Annotated in this window: 16 protein-coding genes and 2 pseudogenes; 15 read left to right on the forward strand and 3 right to left on the reverse strand. The window is 73.8% G+C overall.

What is annotated here, in order from left to right; translation table 11 throughout:
• The first annotated feature begins 89 nt into the window (after positions 1-89).
• From E4N63_RS24990 to E4N63_RS25045, 13 genes are all read left to right on the forward strand, one after another.
• Positions 90-869: a TIGR02234 family membrane protein gene (locus tag E4N63_RS24990; RefSeq protein ID WP_125623927.1), complete on the forward strand. Its 780-nt coding sequence runs from the start codon at positions 90-92 to the stop codon at positions 867-869.
• Between the two features lie 158 nt (positions 870-1,027).
• The gene (locus E4N63_RS24995; protein WP_019706500.1) at positions 1,028-1,255 is read left to right on the forward strand and encodes an HGxxPAAW family protein; all 228 of its coding nucleotides are present in this window, start codon (positions 1,028-1,030) and stop codon (positions 1,253-1,255) included.
• Positions 1,256-1,511: 256 nt separating this feature from the next.
• Positions 1,512-1,943, forward strand: coding sequence for a DUF2752 domain-containing protein (locus tag E4N63_RS25000; protein WP_308188742.1), 432 nt, complete (start codon positions 1,512-1,514; stop codon positions 1,941-1,943).
• Between the two features lie 179 nt (positions 1,944-2,122).
• Positions 2,123-2,932: an indole-3-glycerol phosphate synthase TrpC gene (gene trpC, locus E4N63_RS25005; protein WP_125623925.1), complete on the forward strand. Its 810-nt coding sequence runs from the start codon at positions 2,123-2,125 to the stop codon at positions 2,930-2,932.
• A 9-nt stretch (positions 2,933-2,941) separates the two neighbouring features.
• Positions 2,942-3,109: a tryptophan biosynthesis modulator TrpM gene (trpM, locus tag E4N63_RS31600; protein ID WP_374112832.1), complete on the forward strand. Its 168-nt coding sequence runs from the start codon at positions 2,942-2,944 to the stop codon at positions 3,107-3,109.
• Positions 3,110-3,487: 378 nt separating this feature from the next.
• Positions 3,488-4,735: a tryptophan synthase subunit beta gene (trpB, locus tag E4N63_RS25010; protein WP_125623924.1), complete on the forward strand. Its 1,248-nt coding sequence runs from the start codon at positions 3,488-3,490 to the stop codon at positions 4,733-4,735.
• The gene (trpA, locus tag E4N63_RS25015) at positions 4,735-5,550 is read left to right on the forward strand and encodes a tryptophan synthase subunit alpha (protein ID WP_043463215.1); all 816 of its coding nucleotides are present in this window, start codon (positions 4,735-4,737) and stop codon (positions 5,548-5,550) included. Before trpB ends, trpA begins: the two co-directional genes overlap by 1 nt.
• 191 nt (positions 5,551-5,741) lie before the next feature.
• Complete coding sequence (locus E4N63_RS25020) at positions 5,742-6,122, forward strand: hypothetical protein (protein WP_230241741.1); 381 nt, start codon at positions 5,742-5,744, stop codon at positions 6,120-6,122.
• A 195-nt stretch (positions 6,123-6,317) separates the two neighbouring features.
• Positions 6,318-7,373, forward strand: coding sequence for a prolipoprotein diacylglyceryl transferase (gene lgt, locus E4N63_RS25025; protein ID WP_125623922.1), 1,056 nt, complete (start codon positions 6,318-6,320; stop codon positions 7,371-7,373).
• A 206-nt stretch (positions 7,374-7,579) separates the two neighbouring features.
• Positions 7,580-8,347: a VIT1/CCC1 transporter family protein gene (locus tag E4N63_RS25030; RefSeq protein ID WP_125623921.1), complete on the forward strand. Its 768-nt coding sequence runs from the start codon at positions 7,580-7,582 to the stop codon at positions 8,345-8,347.
• 313 nt (positions 8,348-8,660) lie between these two features.
• On the forward strand, positions 8,661-13,259 hold the full coding sequence (gene gltB, locus E4N63_RS25035; RefSeq protein WP_230241742.1) for a glutamate synthase large subunit: 4,599 nt from the start codon (positions 8,661-8,663) through the stop codon (positions 13,257-13,259).
• Complete coding sequence (locus E4N63_RS25040; RefSeq protein ID WP_230241743.1) at positions 13,252-14,712, forward strand: glutamate synthase subunit beta; 1,461 nt, start codon at positions 13,252-13,254, stop codon at positions 14,710-14,712. Before gltB ends, E4N63_RS25040 begins: the two co-directional genes overlap by 8 nt.
• Positions 14,713-15,271: 559 nt before the next feature.
• Positions 15,272-16,147 carry a hypothetical protein gene (locus E4N63_RS25045; RefSeq protein ID WP_230241744.1) on the forward strand — a complete coding sequence of 292 codons (876 nt, stop codon included), beginning with the start codon at positions 15,272-15,274 and terminating at the stop codon, positions 16,145-16,147.
• A 172-nt stretch (positions 16,148-16,319) separates the two neighbouring features.
• Here E4N63_RS25045 and E4N63_RS25050 read toward each other — a convergent pair whose 3' ends face one another.
• Both E4N63_RS25050 and E4N63_RS25055 read right to left on the reverse strand, forming a co-directional pair.
• Positions 16,320-16,754, reverse strand: coding sequence for a CBS domain-containing protein (locus E4N63_RS25050; RefSeq protein ID WP_125623918.1), 435 nt, complete (start codon positions 16,752-16,754; stop codon positions 16,320-16,322).
• A 311-nt stretch (positions 16,755-17,065) separates the two neighbouring features.
• Positions 17,066-17,959 (reverse strand): tautomerase family protein, encoded by an 894-nt coding sequence (locus E4N63_RS25055; protein ID WP_230242641.1) that lies wholly within the window; start codon positions 17,957-17,959, stop codon positions 17,066-17,068.
• A 143-nt stretch (positions 17,960-18,102) separates the two neighbouring features.
• Here E4N63_RS25055 and E4N63_RS25060 point away from each other — a divergent pair, with 143 nt between their 5' ends.
• Positions 18,103-18,426: a chorismate mutase gene (locus E4N63_RS25060; protein WP_125623917.1), complete on the forward strand. Its 324-nt coding sequence runs from the start codon at positions 18,103-18,105 to the stop codon at positions 18,424-18,426.
• A 524-nt stretch (positions 18,427-18,950) separates the two neighbouring features.
• A pseudogene (gene pepN / locus E4N63_RS25070) lies at positions 18,951-21,701 on the forward strand (aminopeptidase N).
• 538 nt (positions 21,702-22,239) lie between these two features.
• On the opposite strand, the pseudogene E4N63_RS25075 reads toward pepN, so the two are convergent.
• A pseudogene (locus E4N63_RS25075) lies at positions 22,240-23,781 on the reverse strand (SpoIIE family protein phosphatase); the annotation flags it as partial.
• Positions 23,782-24,198: the final 417 nt, after the last annotated feature.

Consider the following 24,198-nt stretch of genomic DNA (forward strand, 5'->3'; position numbering starts at 1 on the left):
GGCCCCGCCGCGTCCCCGCGATCCGCCCGGCCCGGAGGCGACCCCGCCCCGGGTTCGGGCGGCGGGGCGGGACGGGCCATAGTGGAGTGGTGAGTCCCGTACCCGAGCCGCGCAGCCGTCCCGAACCCGAGCACCGCGAACCCCAGCACTCCGCATCCGGCCACCCCCGGCCGGCCGGGGCCGATCCGGCGCCCGGTCCCGCCGCCGGCACCGGCGCCGCCTCCGGCACAGGAGACACGGCCGGTGCGCGGGACACGGCCGACGCCGGGGACACGTCCGGCGGCGCCGGCCGGCGCAGTCTCGCCGCCGCGCTCGCACTCGGTGCCGCGGGCGCCGCCCTCGCCCTGGTCGCCGGCGGACAGACCTGGTCCGAGGCCACGACCACCGCCGCCCAGGGGGCGCTGCGGGTTACCGCCGAAGGCCGCGACGTCACCGGCGTGCCCGCCGCGCTGGCCGTCGTCGGGCTCGCCGCGCTGGTCGCCGTGTTCGCCGTGCGCCGCGCCGGGCGGGCCGCCGTCGCCGCGCTGCTGGCGCTCAGCGGCGCGGGCACCGCCGCCGGCTCCCTGTACGGCCGAGCCGACACCGGAGCACTGGAGGCCGAGGCGGCCCGGGCCACCGGGCTGGTCGGCGCCGGTGTGGAGAACGTCACCCACACCCCCTGGCCGCTGGTCTCCACCGCGGCCGGACTGCTCCTCCTGCTCGCCGGACTGCTCGCCCTGCGCCACGGCCACCGCTGGCCCGCCATGTCCGGCCGGTACGAGCGCCCGTCCGGCGTCCCGCGCCGCGGCGCCGCCGCGCCCGGCCCGGAGCGCCCCGAGGAGATGTGGCGCGCCCTGGACCGGGGCGAGGACCCGACCCGCGACCGCTGAGACCACCCCCGGACCCCGCCCGACCTGCGCGGCGGCCCGCCGTTCCGACGCTCCGGGACGGCACCCCGGCGCGTCGGTGTCACAGCCCGTCGGGAACAATGGACGCCGAGCGTTCACCGCGCCCGAGCCAGGCGCACACAGAGCAACGAGGAGAACTCATGGCGGGCACCGACCACGGACACACCCCGGCCGCCTGGACCGGCGTCATCATCGCCTTCATCGGTTTCTGCGTGGCCAGCGCCTTCACCGTGATGGCCAGCCCCGTGGGCTTCTGGGTGGGTATCGCCCTCGTCTTCCTGGGCGGGATCGTCGGCTGGATGATGAAGAAGGCCGGCCTGGGCCAGGACGCCACGCGCGAGCCGCAGAAGCGGCAGCCGCAGCACTGACCCGCGGGCGCACGGCGCCCCCGCGAGCCGGGGCGGGACCGTGAAGGCGCGGCCCCGTGGCCCGTACGGCCGTATGGACGGCGTACGAGGGCCCGGGGCTGCGCCTTTCCGCGTACGCGGAGAGACTCGGCCCTGTGAGCGACGAACCCGCGCACCCCGCACCGTGCCCGCCCCGCCTCCCGCGTCTCCGTCCCCGCCTCCGCCCGGCGGCGACCGTCACCGGGCCGGCCGTGCCGGGCGGCTCCTTCCGTCCCGCGTGAGGGCCCTGGCCGCACCCGCGGGAGCGCTCGCCGCCGGTGCGGCCGCCCTCGGCTGGGTCGGGGCCGTGGACCCCGGGGTACCGGGGCGCTACCCGGTGTGCCCGCTCTTCCACACGACCGGCCTCCTGTGCCCGGGCTGCGGCGGCCTCCGCAGCACCCACGCCCTGGTGCGGGGTGATCCGGCCGCCGCCTTCGGCGCCAACGCGCTGGTCGTCCTGGCCGTGGCCGCGGCGGCCGTCGTCTGGGCGCTCTGGGCCGTATGCGCCGTACGCACCGCCGCCCGGCACGGGCGCGCCACCCGCCCCGCGCCGGCCGGGCGCGCCGCGCGGTTCGTGCGGAGCCGTCCGGCGTGGTGGGCCGCGGGGGTGCTCGTCACGGCGTTCACGGTTGTCCGGAACCTGTCGCTCGGCGCGGGCCTGGCACCGTAGAACCGGAACCGGTAGCACCGGGTATGTCCACGTGTCGGGACCCCGGGCGCCCGGATGTGAACGGTGTGCGCCCGGCCGGATACCATCGCAGAGTCTCGCGCAGTCGTGGGCGGGCGGTGCCCGGCGGGCACCGGACGGCCGCGATCGCTCCACCACCGTCCCGGAAGGGGGCCGCTCCCGTGAGTGTGCTCGACGAGATCATCGAGGGAGTCCGTGCCGACCTCGCGGAGCGGCAGGCACGCGTGAGCCTCGACGAGCTCAAGGAGCGGGCGGCCAGGACCCCTCCGGCCAAGGACGGGGCCGCGGCGCTCCGCGGTGACAGCGTCAAGGTCATCTGCGAGGTCAAGCGCTCCAGCCCGTCCAAGGGCGCGCTGGCCGCGATCGCCGACCCGGCCGGGCTCGCCGCCGACTACGAGGCGGGCGGCGCGGCCGTCATCAGCGTGCTGACCGAGGAGCGGAAGTTCGGCGGCTCGCTCGCGGACCTGGAGGCCGTCCGCGCCCGGGTCGACATCCCCGTGCTGCGCAAGGACTTCATCGTCACCTCCTACCAGCTCTGGGAGGCCCGTGCCCACGGCGCCGACCTCGCCCTGCTCATCGTCGCGGCCCTGGACCAGGCGGCCCTGGTGTCGCTCATCGAGCGCGCCGAGTCGATCGGCCTGACGCCGCTCGTCGAAGTGCACGACGAGGAGGAGGTCGAGCGGGCCGTCGTCGCCGGCGCCCGTGTCATCGGCGTCAACGCGCGGAACCTCAAGACGCTGGAGGTGGACCGGGCCAACTTCGGGCGGATCGCCCCGGGGATCCCCGACCACATCGTCAAGATCGCGGAGTCGGGCGTGCGCGGACCGCACGATCTGATCGCGTACGCCAACGAGGGCGCGGACGCCGTGCTCGTCGGGGAGTCGCTGGTCACCGGCCGCGACCCCAGGACGGCGGTGGCCGACCTGGTGGCGGCCGGCGCGCACCCGGCCCTGCGGCACGGGCGCGGCTGAGGCGTCCCGATGGCCCGTTCCCCGTACGCACGGCTCGCCCGCGGCTGCCGGCCGCGGGGCTGCCGCGCGCCCGCGCGGCGGGTGCGGGGGCGGCGGGTGCGCTACCACATCGGCAGCGAGCCGGGGCAGATCAACGGCATGCGATGGCATGCCGTGGCCACGCGTACGGTTGGCTGACACCGGCTGACACCGGCTGACACCGGCTGACACCGGCTGACACCGGCTGACACCGGCTGACACCGCGCCTGCCGCAGGCGGTCCGGCCACCGGACGGGTGCCATCGGCTTCTCCGGCTCGTGCCCTCGGCTCGCGAAGCCCGGGCCGCGGCCCTGTGTCTGCGCCTGCGCCTCTGCCCGCGCCCGGACAACACCGCATGCCGGACCTGTCCGGGCCCGGGCTCCGGCGTCGCCGTCCCGCGGCGGTGTCCCGCGCCGGCCCGGGCGGTGGCCGCACCACCGGAGGCCGGCCGGGCGTACGCGAGGCTCTCCCCAGGGACCGTTCACTTCACCACCCCACCACCCGGGGCCTCGCGCCCCGGCACGAGGAGTACCGCAGATGTCCTCCGACTTCTTCATCCCGGACCCCGAGGGTCTGGTCCCCAGCCCCGAGGGCTACTTCGGCGCGTTCGGCGGCAAGTTCATCCCCGAGGCGCTGGTCGCCGCGGTCGACGAGGTGGCCGCCGAGTACGCCAAGGCGAAGGCCGACCCGGCCTTCGCCGCCGAGCTGGACGAACTGCTCGTCAACTACACCGGCCGCCCCAGCGCCCTCACCGAGGTCCGGCGGTTCGCCGAACACGCCGGTGGCGCCCGGGTCTTCCTCAAGCGGGAGGATCTCAACCACACCGGCTCCCACAAGATCAACAATGTGCTGGGGCAGGCGCTGCTGACCCGCCGCATGGGCAAGACCCGCGTCATCGCCGAGACCGGCGCCGGGCAGCACGGGGTCGCGACGGCCACCGCCTGCGCCCTCTTCGGCCTCGAATGCACCATCTACATGGGCGAGGTCGACACCCAGCGGCAGGCGCTCAACGTGGCGCGGATGCGGATGCTCGGCGCCGAGGTCATCGCCGTCAAGTCCGGCAGCCGCACCCTGAAGGACGCCATCAACGAGGCGTTCCGCGACTGGGTGGCCAACGTCGACCGCACCCACTACCTCTTCGGCACGGTCGCCGGACCGCACCCGTTCCCCGCCCTGGTCCGGGACTTCCACCGGGTGATCGGCGTCGAGGCGCGCCGGCAGATCCTGGAGCGCGCCGGCCGGCTCCCGGACGCGGTGGCGGCCTGCGTGGGCGGCGGCTCCAACGCCATCGGCCTGTTCCACGCGTTCATCCCCGACGAGGCCGTCCGGCTCGTCGGTTTCGAGCCCGCCGGGCACGGCGTGGAGACCGGCGAGCACGCGGCGACCCTCACCGAGGGCACCTCCGGCATCCTGCACGGCTCCCGCAGCTACGTCCTCCAGGACGAGGACGGCCAGATCACCGAGCCGTACTCGATCTCCGCCGGGCTCGACTACCCGGGCGTCGGCCCCGAGCACGCCTACCTCAAGGACACCGGCCGCGCCGAGTACCGCGCGGTCACCGACGACGAGGCGATGCAGGCACTGCGGCTGCTGTCGGAGACCGAGGGCATCATCCCGGCCATCGAGAGCGCGCACGCGCTGGCCGGCGCCCTCGTCCTCGGCCGCGAACTGGGCCCGGACGGGCTGGTGCTGGTCAATCTCTCCGGCCGCGGCGACAAGGACATGGAGACCGCCGCGCGCTACTTCAAGCTGTACGACCCGAGCGACGAGATCGAGGCCGAGTGATGGCGGGCAACCTGGAACTCCTGGAATCCGTCCTGGCCAAGGCCAAGGGGGAGGGCCGGGCCGCGCTGGTCGGCTACCTGCCCGCCGGTTTCCCGACCGTGGACGGCGGGGTGCGGGCCGTCACGGCGATGGTCGAGGGCGGCTGCGACGTGGTCGAGGTCGGGCTGCCGCACAGCGACCCGGTGCTGGACGGGCCGGTCATCCAGACCGCCGACGACATCGCCCTGCGGGCCGGGCTGCGCATCACCGACGTGATCCGCACGGTGGCCGAGGTGCACGCCGCGACCGGGGCGCCGGTGCTCTGCATGACGTACTGGAACCCGGTCGACCAGTACGGCGTCGAGCGGTTCGCCGCCGATCTGGCCGAGGCCGGGGGAGCGGGCTGCATCCTGCCCGACCTCCCCGTCGAGGAGTCCGCGGTGTGGCGCGAGGCCGCCGCGCGGCACGGCCTGGCCACGGTCTTCGTCGTCGCGCCCAGCAGCCGGGACGAGCGGCTGGCGAAGATCACGGCGGTCGGCAGCGGCTTCGTCTACGCGGCCTCCCTGATGGGGGTCACCGGCACCCGCGAGTCCGTCGGCGAGCAGGCGCAGGACCTGGTGCGCCGCACCCGGGCCACCACCGGACTGCCCGTCTGCGTCGGGCTCGGCGTCTCCAACCCGGAGCAGGCGGCCGAGGTCGCGGCGTTCGCCGACGGGGTGATCGTCGGCTCGGCCTTCGTCAAACGGCTGCTGGACGCGCCGGACCTGGAGAGCGGGTTGGACGGAGTCCGGTCGCTGGCAGGGCAGTTGGCGAAGGGCGTGAGCCGCGGGGCCTGACCGCCCGGATCAGCGGGGGAGCGGAACGGGGAGGCGTACGCCTCCCCGTTCCGCCGTTCCGACTCCGTCCCGGCTCTCGGCCGCTGTCGGCCCGCTGGATTACCCTGGTATCACCCCCACACCCCGTCACCGGCCGGGCCGCCGTGCGTCCCGCCCGGCCGCCCCGTGCGACCCCAGGAGATGTGAGGACCGTGACCGCAGAGCCGCCCGCCACCGGCCGGGCCGCGGACGAGCCCGATCTGCCCGCGATATCCGAGGAGGAGTGGGCGCGGTTCGTCGAGGAGAGCGCCGGGCCCGCGCGGGCCCGGGCGCCCAGGGAGCCGTCGGCGCGTGCCCGCATGGTGACCGAACGGCTGCGCCGGGAGGACGAGGCGGCCGCCCGGCGCCAGGGCACCCTCCGACGGTGGCGCCGCCGGGGGAGGCAGGCCGTGCCCCGGCAGCCGGAGGGGTGGCGGACCGCGCCCGCCCGGCCGCAGGCCCGCGGGCAGCGCTGGTCGGGCGTGGTGGCCGGCCTGGTCTTCGTCGTCCTGCTGGTCGTGGTGGTGGCCGACCCGGCCCGGGTCCTCTCCTGACGCCCGTTTCCTCAGCCCGGTCTCCGGGTCGGGTGCCCGCCGGGCGCCCGCCCGGCCGGTCCCCCGTGACCGTCCGGCCACGGGCGAGCGCGGGGAGGAGGGGGGCGCGGGGCCACGCCCGGTGCGGCCCGTTATGGAGCCGTTGCCGGGCGGGTTGCCCGGTCCCCCGCCCGGCACGGTAGCGTCGGGTCCGCCATGGACCTCGCATACATTCCCAGCCCGTCGACCGGCGTGATCGAACTCGGTCCGATCCCGCTGCGCGGCTACGCGTTCAGCATCCTCATCGGCGTCTTCGCCGCCGTCTGGATCGGAGGCCGGCGCTGGGTCGCCCGCGGCGGCCTGCCCGGCACGGTGGCCGACATCGCCGTCTGGGCCGTGCCGTTCGGTCTCGTCGGCGGCCGTCTCTACCACATCTTCACCACGTACGAGCCGTACTTCGGTGAGGAGGGCAACTGGGTCGACGCCTTCAAGATCTGGGAGGGCGGGCTCGGCATCTGGGGCGCCATCGCCCTCGGCGCCGTCGGTGCGTGGATCGGGGCCCGGCGCCGCGGCGTCCCGCTCCCGGCCTACGCGGACGCGGTCGCGCCCGGTATCGCGGTCGCCCAGGCCATCGGCCGCTGGGGCAACTGGTTCAACCAGGAGCTGTACGGCAGGGCCACCGATCTGCCCTGGGCCCTGAAGATCGACAAAGGCCCCGAACCCGGGCTCTACCACCCCACGTTCCTCTACGAATCGCTGTGGTGCGTCGGCGTCGCCCTGCTGGTGATCTGGGCGGACCGCCGCTTCAAGCTCGGTCACGGGCGGGCCTTCGCGCTGTATGTCGCCGCGTACACCGTGGGCCGCGGCTGGATCGAGTACCTGCGGATCGACGAGGCCAACCATGTGCTCGGCCTGCGCCTCAACGTCTGGACCTCGATGATCGTCTTCCTCGGGGCGGTCACCTACATGATCGTCTCCTCCCGGCTGCGCCCCGGCCGGGAGACCGTGGTGGAACCGGCGGCGGAGGAGGCCCGCGCGGCCGAGGCCGCCGACGCCGGGCGGGACGGCGAGAAGGACGGCGGGCCCGGAAAGGACGGCGAGCCCGGCAAGGGTGCCGGGGCCGCCGGGGCGACGGGGAACGCGGAGAGCGGCGACGCCCCCACCGGGTCCGGCGAACCGGCGGTGTCCGGCGGCGGCACGGCCGTTCCGGACGGCCCGGGTGACGGTGACGGCACCGCGGACTCCGGGGCGGGCACCACCAAGAAGCTCTGAGACGGAGATCACGGACACGCCCGCGGACGGCGGCGGCCCCATGGGGGACCGCCGCCGTTCCGTCTGCCCGCTCCACCGCCCGGAAGTGAAACCGCAGGTCAGAGAGGTAAGTTCGGCCTTCCTTGCTGGCGGCGCCTGGGCATCGCGCGTACCTTCGCAGCCAGGGGGAGCCGACGGGCTGTCCCGGGGAAGGGAGCACCACACCCATGGCCAGCAGCAGCGCCGCCGCCGACAACCTCGCCGGGGATTTCACCGAGGCCGAGGACAAGCCGCACGACGCGCACCGGGACAACCACACCCACCGCGACGTCAACGGCGGCTGGCTCCGCCCCGCGGTCTTCGGCGCGATGGACGGCCTGGTGTCCAACCTGGCCCTGATCACGGGTGTCGCGGGCAGCAACGTCGCCTCGCAGACCATCGTGATCACCGGGATGGCCGGCCTCGCCGCGGGAGCCTTCTCCATGGCCGCCGGCGAGTACACCTCGGTCGCCTCGCAGCGTGAGCTGGTGCTGGCCGAGCTGGAGGTCGAGCGCGAGGAGATACGGAAGAACCCGGCGGAGGAGGAGCGGGAGCTCGCGGAGCTCTACGCATCGCGCGGCGTGGAGCCGAAGCTGGCCCGGCAGGTCGCCGAGCAGCTCTCCCGGGATCCCGAGCTGGCCCTGGAGATCCACGTCCGGGAGGAGCTCGGGGTCGATCCCGGCGACCTGCCCTCGCCGGCGATCGCCGCCGTCTCCTCCTTCGGGGCCTTCGCGGCGGGTGCCGTTCTTCCCGTGCTGCCGTATCTGCTGGGGGCTGAGCAGCTGTGGCCGGCGGTGCTTCTCGCCCTGGCCGGGCTGTTCCTCTGCGGCAGCCTGGTGGCGAGAGTCACGGCCCGCTCCTGGTGGTACAGCGGCCTCCGGCAGTTCATCCTGGGGGGAGCGGCCGCCGCTGTGACATACGGCCTGGGCTCCCTCATCGGAACGGCCGTAAGCTAGGGGGACCGGCCACGCCGGCCGGTGCTTCCTCCCGGCCGGGAAACCAGTTGGTTACTTGCGGGTTTCGATCGGTGCCCGGCTGGGCATGAGCCGGAAGCGCTACGGGCAGTGCCGCCCGTCCGGCGCCGGAGAAGACGAGGGCCGAACGCTCCTGTCGCTCCCCCCGCCACCGCTCTGAGCTGGTGGTGTCCGCATGATGGAACGCCGTTTTCGCCTTGCGGGACAGCGGTCATCATGTAACCTGCACGAAATTCGCAGAGGGCCAACGTCGTCCCTCGGCACTGACACTGCCACGACGACGACGGGAGAGCCGATGCGCACGCCGCGCCTGCTGTCCGACCACTCCGCGGCCAGCGGTGGGAACACCGCCTGGTCGCCCCTGGCCGGACGCCCCGACCAGCAGGGCATGTACGACCCGCGCAACGAGCACGACGCCTGCGGCGTCGGCTTTGTGGCCACCCTCACCGGCGAGGCGAGCCACGACATGGTCGAGCAGGCCCTCACCGTGCTGCGCAATCTGGAACACCGCGGCGCCACCGGCTCCGAGCCCGACTCGGGCGACGGCGCGGGCATCCTCCTCCAGATCCCGGACGCCTTCCTCCGCGAGAACGTCTCCTTCGAACTCCCCGAGGCCGGCGCCTACGCCGTCGGCATCGCCTTCCTCCCCGCCGGTGACAGCGAGGCCGCCGGCCGCGTCGAGGCCATCGCCGCCGACGAGGGCCTGACCGTGCTCGGCTGGCGCGAGGTGCCCGTCGCCCCGCAGATGCTCGGCGCCGGCGCCCGCGCCACCATGCCGGACTTCGCCCAGCTCTTCGTGGCCGACGGCGAGAACACCGGGCTGGCCCTGGACCGCAAGGCGTTCCTGCTCCGCAAGCGCGCCGAGCGCGAGGCCGGGGTCTACTTCCCGTCGCTCTCCGCCCGGACGATCGTCTACAAGGGCATGCTCACCACCGGGCAGCTGGAGCCGTTCTTCCCGGACCTCTCCGACCGCACCTTCGCCACCGCGATCGCGCTGGTCCACTCCCGGTTCTCCACCAACACCTTCCCGAGCTGGCCGCTCGCCCACCCCTACCGGTTCGTCGCGCACAACGGCGAGATCAACACCGTCAAGGGCAACCGCAACTGGATGCGGGCGCGCGAGTCGCAGCTCGCCAGCGGCCTGTTCGGCGAGAAGGCCGCCGAGCGCGTCTTCCCGGTCTGCACCCCCGACGCCTCCGACTCCGCCTCCTTCGACGAGGTCCTGGAGCTGCTGCACCTCGGCGGCCGTTCGCTTCCGCACAGCGTGCTGATGATGATCCCGGAGGCGTGGGAGAACCACACCTCGATGGACCCGGCCCGCCGCGCGTTCTACCAGTACCACGCGACGATGATGGAGCCCTGGGACGGCCCCGCCTGCGTCACCTTCACCGACGGCACCCAGGTCGGCGCCGTTCTCGACCGCAACGGTCTGCGCCCGGGCCGCTACTGGGTCACCGACGACGGCCTCGTCGTGCTCTCCTCCGAGGTCGGCGTCGTCGACGTCGACCCGGCCAAGGTCGTCCGCAAGGGCCGCCTCCAGCCCGGCCGCATGTTCCTGGTGGACACCGCCGAGCACCGCATCATCGAGGACGACGAGATCAAGGCCGGGCTCGCCGCCGAGCAGCCCTACCAGGAGTGGCTGGAGACCGGCCTGATCGACCTGGCCGACCTGCCGGAGCGCGAGCACGTCGCGCACACCCACGCCTCGGTCATCCGCCGCCAGCAGACCTTCGGCTACACCGAGGAGGAGCTGCGCATCCTCCTCGCCCCGATGGCCAAGACCGGCGCCGAGCCCATCGGCTCCATGGGCACCGACTCGCCCATCGCCGCCCTGTCCGACCGGCCCCGGCTGATCTTCGACTACTTCACCCAGCTCTTCGCGCAGGTCACCAACCCGCCGCTGGACGCCATCCGCGAGGAGCTCGTCACCTCGCTGCTCTCCTCCCTCGGCCCGCAGGGCAACCTGCTGGAGCCGACCGCCGCGTCCTGCCGCAGCGTCACCCTGCCGTTCCCGGTGATCGACAACGACGAGCTGGCCAAGCTCGTCCACATCAACGCCGACGGCGACCTGCCCGGCTTCAAGGCCGTCACCCTCTCCGGTCTCTACCGGGTGAGCGGCGGCGGCGAGGCGCTGGCCGCGCGGATCGACGAGATCTGCGCCGAGGCCGCCTCCGCCATCGAGGACGGCGCCCGGCTGATCGTCCTCTCCGACCGGCACTCCGACGCCGAGCACGCGCCGATCCCCTCGCTGCTGCTCACCTCCGCGGTCCACCACCACCTCATCCGCACCAAGCAGCGCACCCAGGCGGGCCTGCTGGTCGAGGCCGGCGATGTCCGCGAGGTCCACCACGTCGCCCTGCTGATCGGCTACGGCGCCGCCGCCGTCAACCCGTACCTGGCGATGGAGTCGGTCGAGGACCTGGTCCGCGCCGGCACCTTCCTGCCCGGTGTCGAGCCCGAGACCGCCATCCGCAACCTGATCAAGGCGCTCGGCAAGGGCGTCCTCAAGGTCATGTCCAAGATGGGCATCTCCACCGTCGCCTCCTACCGCGGCGCACAGGTCTTCGAGGCCGTCGGCCTGGACGAGTCCTTCGTCGAGAAGTACTTCCACGGCACCACCACCAAGATCGGCGGTGCCGACCTGGACGTGATCGCCCAGGAGGTCGCCGCCCGGCACGCCAAGGCGTACCCCGTCTCCGGCATCGCCGCGGCCCACCGCGCCCTCGACATCGGCGGCGAGTACCAGTGGCGCCGCGAGGGCGAGCCGCACCTCTTCGACCCGGAGACGGTCTTCCGGCTGCAGCACTCCACGCGCACCCGCCGCTACGACATCTTCAAGCAGTACACCCGGCGGGTCGACGAGCAGTCCGAGCGGCTGATGACGCTCCGCGGCCTGTTCTCCTTCAAGTCCGGCCGCCCCTCGATCCCGATCGAGGAGGTCGAGCCCGCCTCGGAGATCGTCAAGCGCTTCTCCACCGGCGCCATGTCGTACGGCTCCATCTCCCAGGAGGCGCACGAGACCCTCGCCATCGCCATGAACCAGCTCGGCGGCAAGTCCAACACCGGTGAGGGCGGCGAGGACCCGGACCGGCTCTACGACCCGGCCCGCCGCTCGTCGATCAAGCAGGTCGCCTCCGGCCGCTTCGGCGTCACCAGCGAGTACCTCGTCAACTCCGACGACATCCAGATCAAGATGGCGCAGGGCGCCAAGCCCGGCGAGGGCGGCCAGCTGCCCGGCCACAAGGTCTACCCGTGGGTCGCCAGGACCCGGCACTCCACCCCGGGCGTCGGCCTGATCTCCCCGCCGCCGCACCACGACATCTACTCGATCGAGGACCTCGCCCAGCTCATCCACGACCTGAAGAACGCCAACCCCCGGGCGCGCATTCACGTCAAGCTGGTCTCCGAGGTCGGCGTCGGCACCGTCGCCGCCGGCGTCTCCAAGGCCCACGCCGACGTGGTGCTGATCTCCGGCCACGACGGCGGCACCGGCGCCTCGCCGCTCACCTCCCTCAAGCACGCGGGCGGCCCCTGGGAGCTCGGCCTCGCCGAGACCCAGCAGACCCTGCTGCTCAACGGGTTGCGCGACCGCATCGTCGTGCAGACCGACGGCCAGCTGAAGACCGGCCGCGACGTGGTCGTCGCCGCGCTCCTCGGCGCCGAGGAGTTCGGCTTCGCCACCGCGCCGCTCGTCGTCTCCGGCTGCGTCATGATGCGCGTCTGCCACCTGGACACCTGCCCGGTCGGCATCGCCACCCAGAACCCGGTGCTGCGCGAGCGGTTCAACGGCAAGGCCGAATACGTCGTCAACTACTTCCAGTTCATCGCCGAGGAGGTCCGCGAGCTCCTCGCCGAGCTGGGCTTCCGCACCCTGGAGGAGGCGGTCGGCCACGCCGAGCTGCTGGACACCTCCCGGGCCGTCGGCCACTGGAAGGCGCAGGGCCTCGACCTGGAGCCGCTGCTCCACGTCCCGGACCTGCCGGCCGGTGCCGCCCGGCACCAGGTGATCGAGCAGGACCACGGCCTGGGCAAGGCCCTCGACAACGAGCTGATCAAGCTCGCGTCCGACGCCCTCGCCGCGGACAGCGCCGAGAAGGCCCAGCCGGTCCGGGCACGGCTCGCGATCCGCAACATCAACCGGACCGTGGGCACCATGCTCGGCCACGAGGTGACCAAGCGGTTCGGCGGCGCCGGACTGCCGGACGACACCATCGACATCACCTTCACCGGCTCCGCCGGCCAGTCCTTCGGCGCCTTCGTGCCGCGCGGCGTCACCCTGCGGCTGGAGGGCGACGCCAACGACTACGTCGGCAAGGGCCTCTCCGGCGGCCGGCTCGTCGTCCGCCCGGACCGCGGCGCCGACCACCTCGCCGAGTACTCGACCATCGCGGGCAACACCATCGCCTACGGCGCGACCGGCGGCGAGATCTTCCTCCGCGGCCGGGTCGGCGAGCGCTTCTGCGTCCGCAACTCCGGCGCCACGGTCGTCTCGGAGGGCGTGGGCGACCACGGCTGCGAGTACATGACCGGCGGCCACGCGGTCGTCCTCGGCGAGACCGGGCGCAACTTCGCGGCCGGCATGTCCGGCGGCGTCGCGTACGTCATCGACCTGGACAAGGACAACGTCAACCCGGACCTCGTGTCCGCCGTCGCGGCGCTCGACGCCGACGACGCGCGCTGGCTGCACGACGTCGTGCGGCGCCACCACGAGGAGACCGGCTCCACCGTCGCCCGGGCCCTGCTCGACGACTGGGACGCGGCCCTGCCCCGCTTCGGCAAGGTCGTCCCCGCCACCTACAAGGCCGTGCTCGCCGCCAAGGACGCCGCCGAGCGAGCGGGACTCTCCGAGTCCGAGACCCACGAGAAGATGATGGAGGCGGCGATCAATGGCTGACCCCAAGGGCTTCCTGACCACGGGCCGCGAGGTCGCCGAGACCCGCCCCGTCCCCGAGCGCGTCAAGGACTGGAACGAGGTCTACGTCCCCGGCTCCCTGCTGCCGATCATCAGCAAGCAGGCCAGCCGCTGCATGGACTGCGGCATCCCCTTCTGCCACCAGGGCTGCCCGCTCGGAAACCTCATCCCCGAGTGGAACGACTACGTCTACCGCGAGGACTGGACGGCGGCGAGCGAGCGGCTGCACGCCACCAACAACTTCCCGGAGTTCACCGGGAAGCTGTGTCCGGCGCCGTGCGAGGCCTCCTGCGTCCTCGGCATCAACCAGCCGCCGGTGACCATCAAGAACGTCGAGGTCACCATCGCCGAGAAGGCGTGGGACCGCGGCGACATCACCCCGCAGCCCCCCGAGCGGCTCTCCGGCAAGACCGTCGCCGTGATCGGCTCCGGCCCGGCCGGCCTGGCCGCCGCCCAGCAGCTCACCCGGGCCGGCCACACCGTCGCCGTCTTCGAACGCGCCGACCGCATCGGCGGTCTGCTCCGCTACGGCATCCCCGAGTTCAAGATGGAGAAGCGCCACATCAACCGCCGCATCGAGCAGATGCGCGCGGAGGGCACCCGCTTCCGCACCGAGATGGAGATTGGCCGGGACATCAACGCGGCCAAGCTGCGCAAGCGGTACGACGCCGTCGTCATCGCCGTCGGCGCCACCACCGCCCGCGACCTGCCCGTCCCCGGGCGGGAGCTGAACGGCATCCACCAGGCGATGGAGTACCTGCCGCTCGCCAACAAGGTGCAGGAGGGCGACCTCACCGTCTCCCCGATCAGCGCCGAGGGCAAGCACGTCGTCGTCATCGGCGGCGGCGACACCGGCGCGGACTGCGTCGGCACCGCCCACCGCCAGGGCGCGGCCTCCGTCACCCAGCTGGAGATCATGCCGCAGCCGGGCGAGGACCGGGCGCCGAACCAGCCCTGGCCGACGTTCCCGATGCTCTACAAGGTCACCTCCGCGCACGAGGAGGGCGGCGAGCGGGTCTACTCCGTCTCCACCACCCACTTCGAGGGCGACGAGGACGGCAACGTCCAGTGGCTGCACATGGCCGAGGTCGAGTTCAAGGACGGCAAGCTCGAACAGAAGCCCGGCACCGAGCGGAGGATCCCGGCGCAGCTCGTCACGCTCGCCATGGGCTTCACCGGCACCGACCGGGAGAACGGCATGGTCGAGCAGTTCGGCCTGGAGCTCGACGCCCGCGGCAACATCGCCCGGGACGAGCACTACGCCACCAACGTCGACGGCGTCTTCGTGGCCGGCGACGCCGGACGCGGCCAGTCGCTCATCGTCTGGGCCATCGCCGAGGGCCGCTCCGCGGCACGCGGCGTGGACCGCTACCTGACCGGGGGCAGCTCCCTGCCCGCACCCATCCGCCCGACGGACCGCGCCCTGACGGTCTGACGGCCCGGACCCGCGCCGCTCCGGCGGCATACGAAACCAACGCGGCGCCCGCTCCTCCCACCGCGGAGGGGCGGGCGCCGCGCCGTTCGGTGCGGGGAGCGGGCGGGCGGCTCGGTCAGCAGGGAAGCGGAGCGGCCGTCACCACCGGACCAGACCGGGGTCCCGGTGCAGGGCCCGGGTCTCCCCGACGCCGATCAGCAGCGCCCGCCGGCGGCCGGTGCCCCGCGCGGAATCCGAATCCGTCACTCTCCGCCCCCTGTTCAGCCGTGACCCGGCCGATGATTCCAGACGGTCGGACACGGGGGCGCTTCCCGGCACATCCGGTGACGGACGGACCGGGCGTTCCGGCGGTACGCGCGGGACGGCCCGCGCACACCGCCGTACCCCCGCACCGGTGAGGCCGTCACCCGGGCGGACCGTCCCGGTCGCGGGGCGCGGGAGCCGGCGGTACTTCTCGGAGAGTCGCCGCGGATCACCCGCCGTGTCCCGCTGCTGGGGCGGGCACGGCGGGTGGCCGGCGGCCTGCCCTGAACACCCACGACCGGACGGGACGTCCCGCATGAAAGCCACGATCCGACGCGGCGGCATCGGCGCCGCCGCCGGCCTGGGGCTCTGTCTTGCCCTGCTGCCCGCCGGGCAGACCCAGGCCCGTGCCCAGGTCTTCGTTCCCTGCGGCGACATCGCCGCCCTGAAAGCCGCTGTCACCAACGCCAACGCGGGAGGCGGACCCGTCCTCCTGGCGTCCGGCTGCACCTACACCCTGACCGCTCCCGACACCCCGGCGAACGCGGACGACGCCCTGCCCGAGATCACCGGCAACGTCCAGATCAGTTCGGTCGGCGGCGCCACCCTCCGCCGTGACTCCGCCGAGGTCTTCCGCATCCTGAACGTGGTGCCGGGCGGCAGCCTCACCCTGAACCGGATCACCGTGCGCGGTGGCGAGGCCGCCCAGGGCGGAGGCATCCGCAACGCGGGCCGGCTCGCCCTGTACCGGTCGGTGGTCCGCGGCAACACCGGGAGCGGCATCCACAACTCCGGCACGCTCGGCCTCCACAGCTCCGTCCTCCTGGGCAACAAGGCCTCCTCGGGCGGCGGCCTCGCCAACGTGGCGGGCAGCGCGACCGTCAACTCCTCCCGGATCTACGGGAACTCCGCGACCTCCGACGGTGGCGGCATCGTCAACGCCGCCACCCTGCAGGTCCGCGGCAGCACGGTCTACGCCAACCGCGCCGTCCGCGGTGGCGGCCTCTTCAACCGGGCCGGCACGGCCACCCTCGCGCGCAGCAAGGTCATCGGAAACACGGCCACCGCCCCGGCCGGCGGGGGAGGCGTCCACGAGGCCGGCGGCGCGGTGACCGCCCTGACCAGCTCGGTCATCGGGAACGTGCCCGACAACTGCGCGCCGCTGGGCAGCGTCCCCGGCTGCGTCGGCTGACCGGCCACCGGCCCGCCCCGTCCGGCCACCCGGCCGGGCGGCCCCGAACCGCGGCACCCGCCCCACCCGATCCGGGGCGGGTGCCGCGACGGTTCCGCCCCGGGCCCCGGCACGTCACCGCCCCGGGCCCGGGCGCTGACGCCGGGGCACCGGGGCGGCGCGGCGGGCACGGTCAGGCGTAGACCTTCTCGACGAACTCGGCGAGCATCTCGTCGCTGATGTTCCGGGCCAGATCGTGCTCGGTCACGATGCCGACCAGCCGGTGGCCGGCGCCCGTGTCGATCACGGGGATCCGCTTGATCTGGTGCTGCTCCATCGCGTCCAGCGCCTCGCTGATGGACGCGTCCACATCGACCCAGAACAGTTCCCCGGCGAGCTCCCCGGCACGGACCTGGTTCAGGTCCTTCCCCTCGGCACAGCACTTGATCACGATGTCACGGTCCGTGATCATGCCCTTCAGCCGGTCGTCCTCCCCGCAGATGGGGAGGCTGCCGACGCCGAGATCACGCATCATGCGCGAGGCGTCGGACATGTTCTGGCTCTCACCGATGCACTGGGCCCCCTCCGTCATGACGTCGCGGACCGTCAGATTCTGCTTCGCTGCCATATCGGAGCTTCCTCTCTGCTTCCAGGCGTTTCCGGATCTCTACGGGTCTCCCGTTCGGCCCCGTTCCATGCGAAACCCTCCCCATCGATCACAACACGGATGGCCGCAACGCACCTCCCGAGCGGACGCGCCCCCGATGGGCCCGGCCCTCCGCTCCGGAATCGACCCACGTCCCGGGCCACTCGGCTCCGTACCGTGGTCCCGCGCCCACGCACCGTGTGCCCCGTTTCCGGCCGTGGCCACCGTCCTGCTCCGGCGAGATGACGCAGTCCGCGGGATCGCCTTCGGCCCGGACCCGAACACAGGGCGGATCAGGTGTCGCAGTCCAGAACGCTCCGGCAGAGGCCGCAGCGCACCCGCACCGGCCCCCGGACGGGCACCCGGAGCCGCTGGCAGCAGACCGGGCAGGGGAAAACCACCCGTAGCGGCGGACCGGCATCGAACGCGTACGGGGCGTCCGGCAGCGGGGGCGGCGCCGCCGCCCCCGGCTCCGAGGCGGCGCGGCGGGCCCGGCCGTACCGGAGCCGCGCGAAGCGGCTCGCGCCCGCCAGCGGCGGCTGCCGCTCGTCGGCCCGGGCCCGCTCCATCCCTTCGGTGTACACGGTGTACGCCTGCGGGCTGGTGAACCACGGCGAGGGGTCCTCCCCGAAGACCAGCGCCCGCTTGGCGAGAACGTAGCCGTACTCCTCCGGCGTCAGATAGCCCAGCTTCTGCGAGGTCAGCGCGTCCTGCCGGAAGGCGTCGAGCAGCAGCCAGCCCACCCCCAGGTACGCCGCCGCCGTGTCGGTGAGGATCTCGTTGGCCGCCGTGCCGGGGAAGGACAGCCCCGCCCGGTGCAGGAACACATGGGTGATCTCGTGCGCCAGGGCCGCGCCGATGTCCCGCCGGTGCCGGTCGAACCGCGTGTGGAGCTCCACGTCGTACTCGGGACCGGCCGCCAGCTCCACGTTCGCCGCGTCCGCCATCTCCCGGAAGGTGACCACCACCCGGGCGTCCGGCAGCCCCAGATGGCGCACCATCACCCGCGCGACCCGCTCCACACCCGCGCGCAGGTCCTCCTCCCCGGAGAACCCCACCTCCACGGGCAGCACACTGGCCGTGAACGACCGCACCACCTCCGGCGGCAGCGCCCGGTACAGCGCGGTGAGCGCCGACCGTACCGTCTCCAGATGCGGATAACCGCGCTCGACCTCGCTCCCGGGCATCACGCCCCCACCCTACGGCGGGACACCGTCCGGACCGCCCCGACCGGGTCTTTCCGCACAATGGACGCCCCCGGCGGCGGCCGGTCGCCCCTGTTACGGTGACGCACTGTTCCGCCCGTGACGAGTGACCGGAGAGCTCCGCGATGACGAACCAGCCCCCGAACACCGCCACCGACGCCGACCCGTCCGTCCGGGCGGAACTGGAGCGGCTGCGGGAGAGCATCGACAACATCGACGCCGCCGTCGTCCACATGCTCGCCGAGCGCTTCAAATGCACCCAGCAGGTCGGCCGGCTCAAGGCCGAACACCGCCTCCCCCCGGCCGACCCGGCCCGCGAGGCCCGCCAGATCACCCGGCTGCGGCAACTCGCCGAAAGCGCACGGCTCGACCCCGCCTTCGCGGAGAAGCTCCTCAACTTCATCATCGCCGAGGTGATCCGCCACCACGAAACCATCGCCCGCTCCTGACCCAACCGCGGAGACAGCGGAGAGCCGGGGTACGGCAGGCTTCGCCCCGCACCCATTCACCGGGAGACGGCGGAGAGCCGGGGTACGGCAGCAGGCTTCGCCCCGTACCCATTCACCGGGAGACGGCGGAGAGCCGGGGTACGGCAGGCTTCGCCCCGCACCATTCACCGGGAGACGGCGGAGAGCCGGGGTGCGACAGGAGGGGACGGGACCGTAGGAGGGGGGTCCTCCACGCTGCCGTGTATTTGTGGCCGCAGGCCCCGTTCATTGATCTCGGCACGGGTGCAGGCGGCCGTAAATAGACGGTGGAGGACCCTCCGGAGGGCCCGGCCCCGGCACCCCGAACCGGCCGCACCCGGCCGCACCCGCACCCGGCCCCGAACCGGTCTCGCCCGTACCCGGCCGACCCCGCCCGTACCCCGAACCGGCCCTGCCCCGCCCGCACTCGGCCCCGCCCGCACTCGGCCCCGGCCCGGGCCGCCCTCCTCCCGGCAGCACCGCCGCCCCTTTGGCAGCATGGCGCCATGCCCGCACTGACGCGCGACGAAGCGCGAACCCGAGCCCGCCTCCTCGACGTCCACCGCTACACCGTCGACCTCGATCTCACCCGCGGCGACGACGTGTTCGGCTCCACCACCGTCATCCGCTTCACCGCCGCCAGCGCGGGAGACACCTTCGCCGACGTCGAACCCGCCCGGCTGCGCCGCGTCCTCCTCGACGGGCACGCCCTCGACCCGGCGCTCCTCCGGGACAACCGGCTGCCGCTCACCGGCCTCACCGCCGGCGAGCACGAACTCCGCGTCGAGGCCGACATGCGCTACACCCGCACCGGCGAGGGCATGCACCGCTTCACCGACCCCGCCGACGGCGAGACCTACGTCTACACCCAGGGCTTCCTCCACGACTGCCGTCGCGTCTTCGCCGCCTTCGACCAGCCCGACCTCAAAGCCCTGTTCGACGTCTCCGTCACCGCGCCCGCCGGCTGGACCGTCCTCTCCAACGCCGTCACCACACCCGCGGACCCCGCGCCGACAGCCGCCGGGGAACCCACCCCGGCCGCCGCAGGAGAACCCATCCCGGCACCCGCCGGAAACCCCGCCGGACCCCGGCTCCGCGCCCGCCCCGGCTCCGCGCCCGCCCCGGGTCCGTCCGATGGCGGGCCGCCCCCACCCGCCCCTCAGCACCTACCTCCTCGCCGTCGCCGCCGGCCCCTGGCACTCCGTCCGCACCGAACACGCCGGGCTCCCCTTCGGCCTGCACGTCCGCCGCTCCCTCGGGCCCCACCTCGACCGGGACGCCGTGGAGATCCTCGACATCACCCGCCGCTGCTTCGACCGCTACCACGAGATCTTCGAGGAGCCGTACCCCTTCGACTCCTACGATCAGGCGTTCGTCCCGGAGTTCAACTACGGGGCCATGGAGAACCCCGGCCTGGTCACCTTCCGCGACGAGCACATCCACCGCTCCGCCGTCACCGACACCGAGCGGCAGACCCGCGCCATGGTCATCGCCCACGAGATGGCCCACATGTGGTTCGGCGACCTCGTCACCCTCCAGTGGTGGGACGACATCTGGCTCAACGAGTCCTTCGCCGAGTACATGGGCTTCCAGACCCTCACCGAGGCCACCCGCTACCGCGACACCTGGACCGACTACGCCGCGGGCCACAAGAGCTGGGGCTACGACGCCGACCAGCGGCCCACCACCCACCCGTCGCCCCGCCCCCGAGGACGTCCCGGACACCGCCTCCGCACTGCTCAACTTCGACGGCATCTCCTACGCCAAGGGTGCCTCCGCCCTCCGCCAACTCGTCGCCCGGCTCGGGGAGAAGGACTTCCTCGCCGGCATCAACGACCACTTCGCCCGGCACCGGTTCGGCAACGCCACCCTCGCCGACTTCCTCGACTCCCTCGCCAGCGCCTCCACCGAGGACGTGCACGGCTGGGCCGACCGCTGGCTCCGCACGACCGGCGTCGACACCCTCACCGCCGAGGTCACCACGGAGACCGCCGAGGACGGCACCGCCGCCCCCGCGGAACCCGCCTGGCGGCTCACCCTGCGCCACACCGGCACCCGCCCCCACCGCGTCACCGTCACCACCTACGAGCACGACCACGAGCACGACCACGGCAGCGGCAGCGGCAGCGGCAGTGACCCCGACGGTCATCCGCCGCGCACCCCGACGCCACCCACCACCCCGGCGGCCGCCTCACCCTCCGCGACCGCTTCACCGCCGACGTCCCCGCCGACGGCGACGCCCCCCCGCACCCTCCCCGGCCCCCGCCCCCACTCGTCCTCCTCAACGGGACGACCTCGACTACGCCAAGATCCGCCTCGACCCCCGCTCCTGGAACACCGCCCTCGGCGCCCTCTCCGGACTCCCCGACCCGATCACCCGCGCCGTCGTCTGGAACACCGCCCGCGACATGGTCCGCGACGGCGAACTCGCCCCCGGCGGCTACCTCCGCGCCGTCCGCGCCCACCTCCCGTACGAGACCGACCTCGCCATCGTCCAGGGCGTCCTCGGTTTCGCCCGCCACCAGATCGCCGACCGGCACCTGCCCCCGCCGGACCGCCCCGAGGCCCTCGACGGCCTCACCGCCGTCTGCCGCGACCTGCTCGACCGCACCGCCGACGGCGGCAACCCCGGCCTCCGGCTCGCCGCCGCACGCGGCTGCCTCGACAACCTCACCGACCCCGGCGAACTCCGCGCCTGGCTCACCGCCGGCACCGTCCCCGGCGGACCAGCCCTCGACCCCGAACTCCGCTGGCGGCTGCTGCTGCGCCTCACCGTCCTCGGCGCCGCCGGACCCGCCGACATCGACACCGCACTCGCCGACGACCCGGGCGCCACCGGCCGGGAGGGCGCCGCCCGCTGCCGCGCGGCCCTCCCCGACCCGGCCGCCAAGGAAACGGCCTGGAACGCTTTGTTCGACTCCGACGACCTGTCCAACCGGTTCGTCAAGGCCACCGCCGAGGGCTTCTGGCAGCCCGAGCAGCGCGACCTCCTCACCGGCTACGTGCGCCGCTACCACCCCGCGGCCGTCGCGGCCGCCGCCCGCCGCGGACCCGCCATCGCCACGATCCTCGGCCGCGAGGGCTACCCCGCCCACGCCCTCGACGAGGAAACCCTCCGCCTCGGCCGGGAATGCCTGCGCCGCGACGAGCCCGTCCCGGCCCTCCGCCGGACACTCGACGACCAACTCGACGACCTGGCCCGCATCCTGCGCGCCCGAACCATCCACACCACCGGTCACACCACCGGCGCCGGCTGACCCGGCCCCGGCCGCCCGCCCGGGGCCCACTACCCGCGAGCCGCGATCCGGCCGGGCGGCCCACGGCCCGGCCGGGCCCGGTGCCGTACCCCCGCCGCGCCGCAGCGACCCCCGGGACGCACTCGGGTCCCGCGACGCACCCGCGCCCGGCGGCCGACGCCGTCGGCGGGATCAGGGGAGGCAGAAGCAAAGGCGGCCGTGGGGGCGGCGGTGGCCGGCACTCCTCGGCCACCCCGCACTCGCCCGCACCCGCACCCGCACTCGCCCGCACCCGCGCCGCCGGCACCGCCCGCGCCGCCGCACCGCCCGCGCCGCCGGCACCGCCCGCGCCGCCGCACCGCCGGCAACCGGCACCACCCGCCGCTACGGCACCCGCACCACCAGCAGCGCGATGTCGTCCGCCGACCCTCCGGCGCCACCTCCACCAGCAGCCGGTCGCAGAACTCGCCCAGCGGCCGCCCCGCCAGCCCGCCGCCCGCTCCCGCAGCCGCTCCAGACCCGTGTCCAGCGACTGCCCCGGAGCCTCCACCAGCCCGTCCGTGTACAGCACGAACGTGGTGTCCGGCGCCAGCGTCACCGCCGAGTCCACCCGCGGCGGACTCGCCTCCGTGCCCAGCAGCATGCCGTGCCCCTCCCACAGGAAACGGGCCTCCCCGTCCGGCTCGATCACCAGCGGCGGCGGATGCCCGGCGTTGGACCACCGCACCACCCACGGCTCACCGCCCCCGCCCTCCAGCCGGCACAGCACCAGAGTCGCCATCGGCACATCACTGATGTGCACCAGCGCACTGTCCAGCCGGTCGATGATCAGACTCGGCACCTCCCGCTGGTCCCAGACGAACGCGCGCAGCATGTTCCGCACCTGCGACATGCTCGCCGCCGCCTGCAGGTCGTGCCCGATCACATCCCCGATCACCAGCGTCGTCGCCCCGTCCGGCATGACGAACGCGTCGTACCAGTCACCGCCCACCTGAGAACCCTGCGGCGCCGGCAGATACCGGGCCGCCATCTCCAGCCCCTCCACCCGGGGCAGCGGCGTCAGCAGATGCAGCTGCATCGTCTCCGACACCCGCCGCTGCCGGTCGTACAACTGCGCGTTGTCCACCGCCAGACCGGCCCGCCGCGCGATGTCGTCGATCAGCTCCAGATCCTCCCGGTCGAACGGCTGCTCCTGATCCGCCCGGCCCAGCGTCAACGCTCCCAGCACACCCCGGCCGCCGCGCAGCGGGGCCATCACCGCCGAGTGGATCCCGGTGAAACGGAACAGATCACCCTGCACCCGCTGAATGGCCGAATCCGGCACACCGGCATAGTCCTCGGGGCCGGCGATCAGCGACGGAGCACCCCGCAGCACCCGCTGCAGCGGCGAGCGCGAATCCCACGACAGCTGATCCGGCAGCCGCCCCTCCAGCTCCGTGACGTTCACATGCCGGCCGTCCTCGTGGTGCACCACCGCGACCCGCAGCACCTCCTCCTGCTCACCCAGCAGATCCACCACCGCCCAGTCCGCCAGCCGGGGCGCCACCAGCCGCACCAGCCGCCGCAGCGCCTCCCGCACATCCAGCGTCGAGGTCAGGACCGTCGTCACCTCCGACACCAGCGACAACCGCTCCGCGCGCGTGCGCAGCGCCGCCAGATGGGCGTCCCGGCGCCGCGCCTCCTCCTCCTGCGCGGAGAGGTCGAAGAACGTCACCACCGCGCCGGCCTGCTCACCCTCCACCAGATACGGGGCCAGCAGCCACCCCACCCGCAGCAGCGAACCGTCACCGCGCCGGAACCAGGCACCCTGCGTCCTCGTCGGCAGACCCTCCGCCATCGCCGCCAGCAGCGGGCACCGGGAACGCGGCTGCTGACTGCCGTCCGCCTCCCGGTGCAGCAGATCGTGCGCGTCCGCACCGATGAACCGCTCCGGCGGCATCCGGACGATCTCCGCGCCCCGCGGATTCACCACCAGGATGCGCCCGCCGGAATCCATCACCCAGACCCCGGCGTCCAGCCCGTAGAACATCGCGTGCAGCAGTTCCTCGCCGGGCAGCGGACGGTACTCGGCGTCGCCGGACGGATACCCGGGATCAGTCATCAACGGGCACTCCTGCGGAACGGGGAGACGGGGACGGTACGGCTGCGGTCACAGCCGGGGACCGGCACATCGGGGCCAGGACGGGGGAACGGACGGGACAGGGCGAGACGCACCGCAGAGGTACCCAGCTCCGCCCCTTTCACGCCCGGACGGCACCACCGGCACCACCGCCCGCCGGACCACCGGCCCGGAACGCCCCGTACGTACCCCACCACCCGGATCCCGCATCCCCGGCGCCACGGCACCCGCACCCCGCCATCCCACCGCACCCCCGGACACGCGACCCGCCCGCCGCCGGCCGGCACCCCGCACCACGGCCCCGTCAACACGGCACCCGCTCCATCACCCTCGTATCGAAACGCCACGCACTCCGTAATCACAACTCAACACACTGCGATTTTATGGGAGTTGGCCCGT

The sequence above is a fragment of the Streptomyces sp. MNU89 genome, from assembly GCF_020982505.1.
GTDB classification, from domain to species: domain Bacteria; phylum Actinomycetota; class Actinomycetes; order Streptomycetales; family Streptomycetaceae; genus Streptomyces; species Streptomyces xinghaiensis.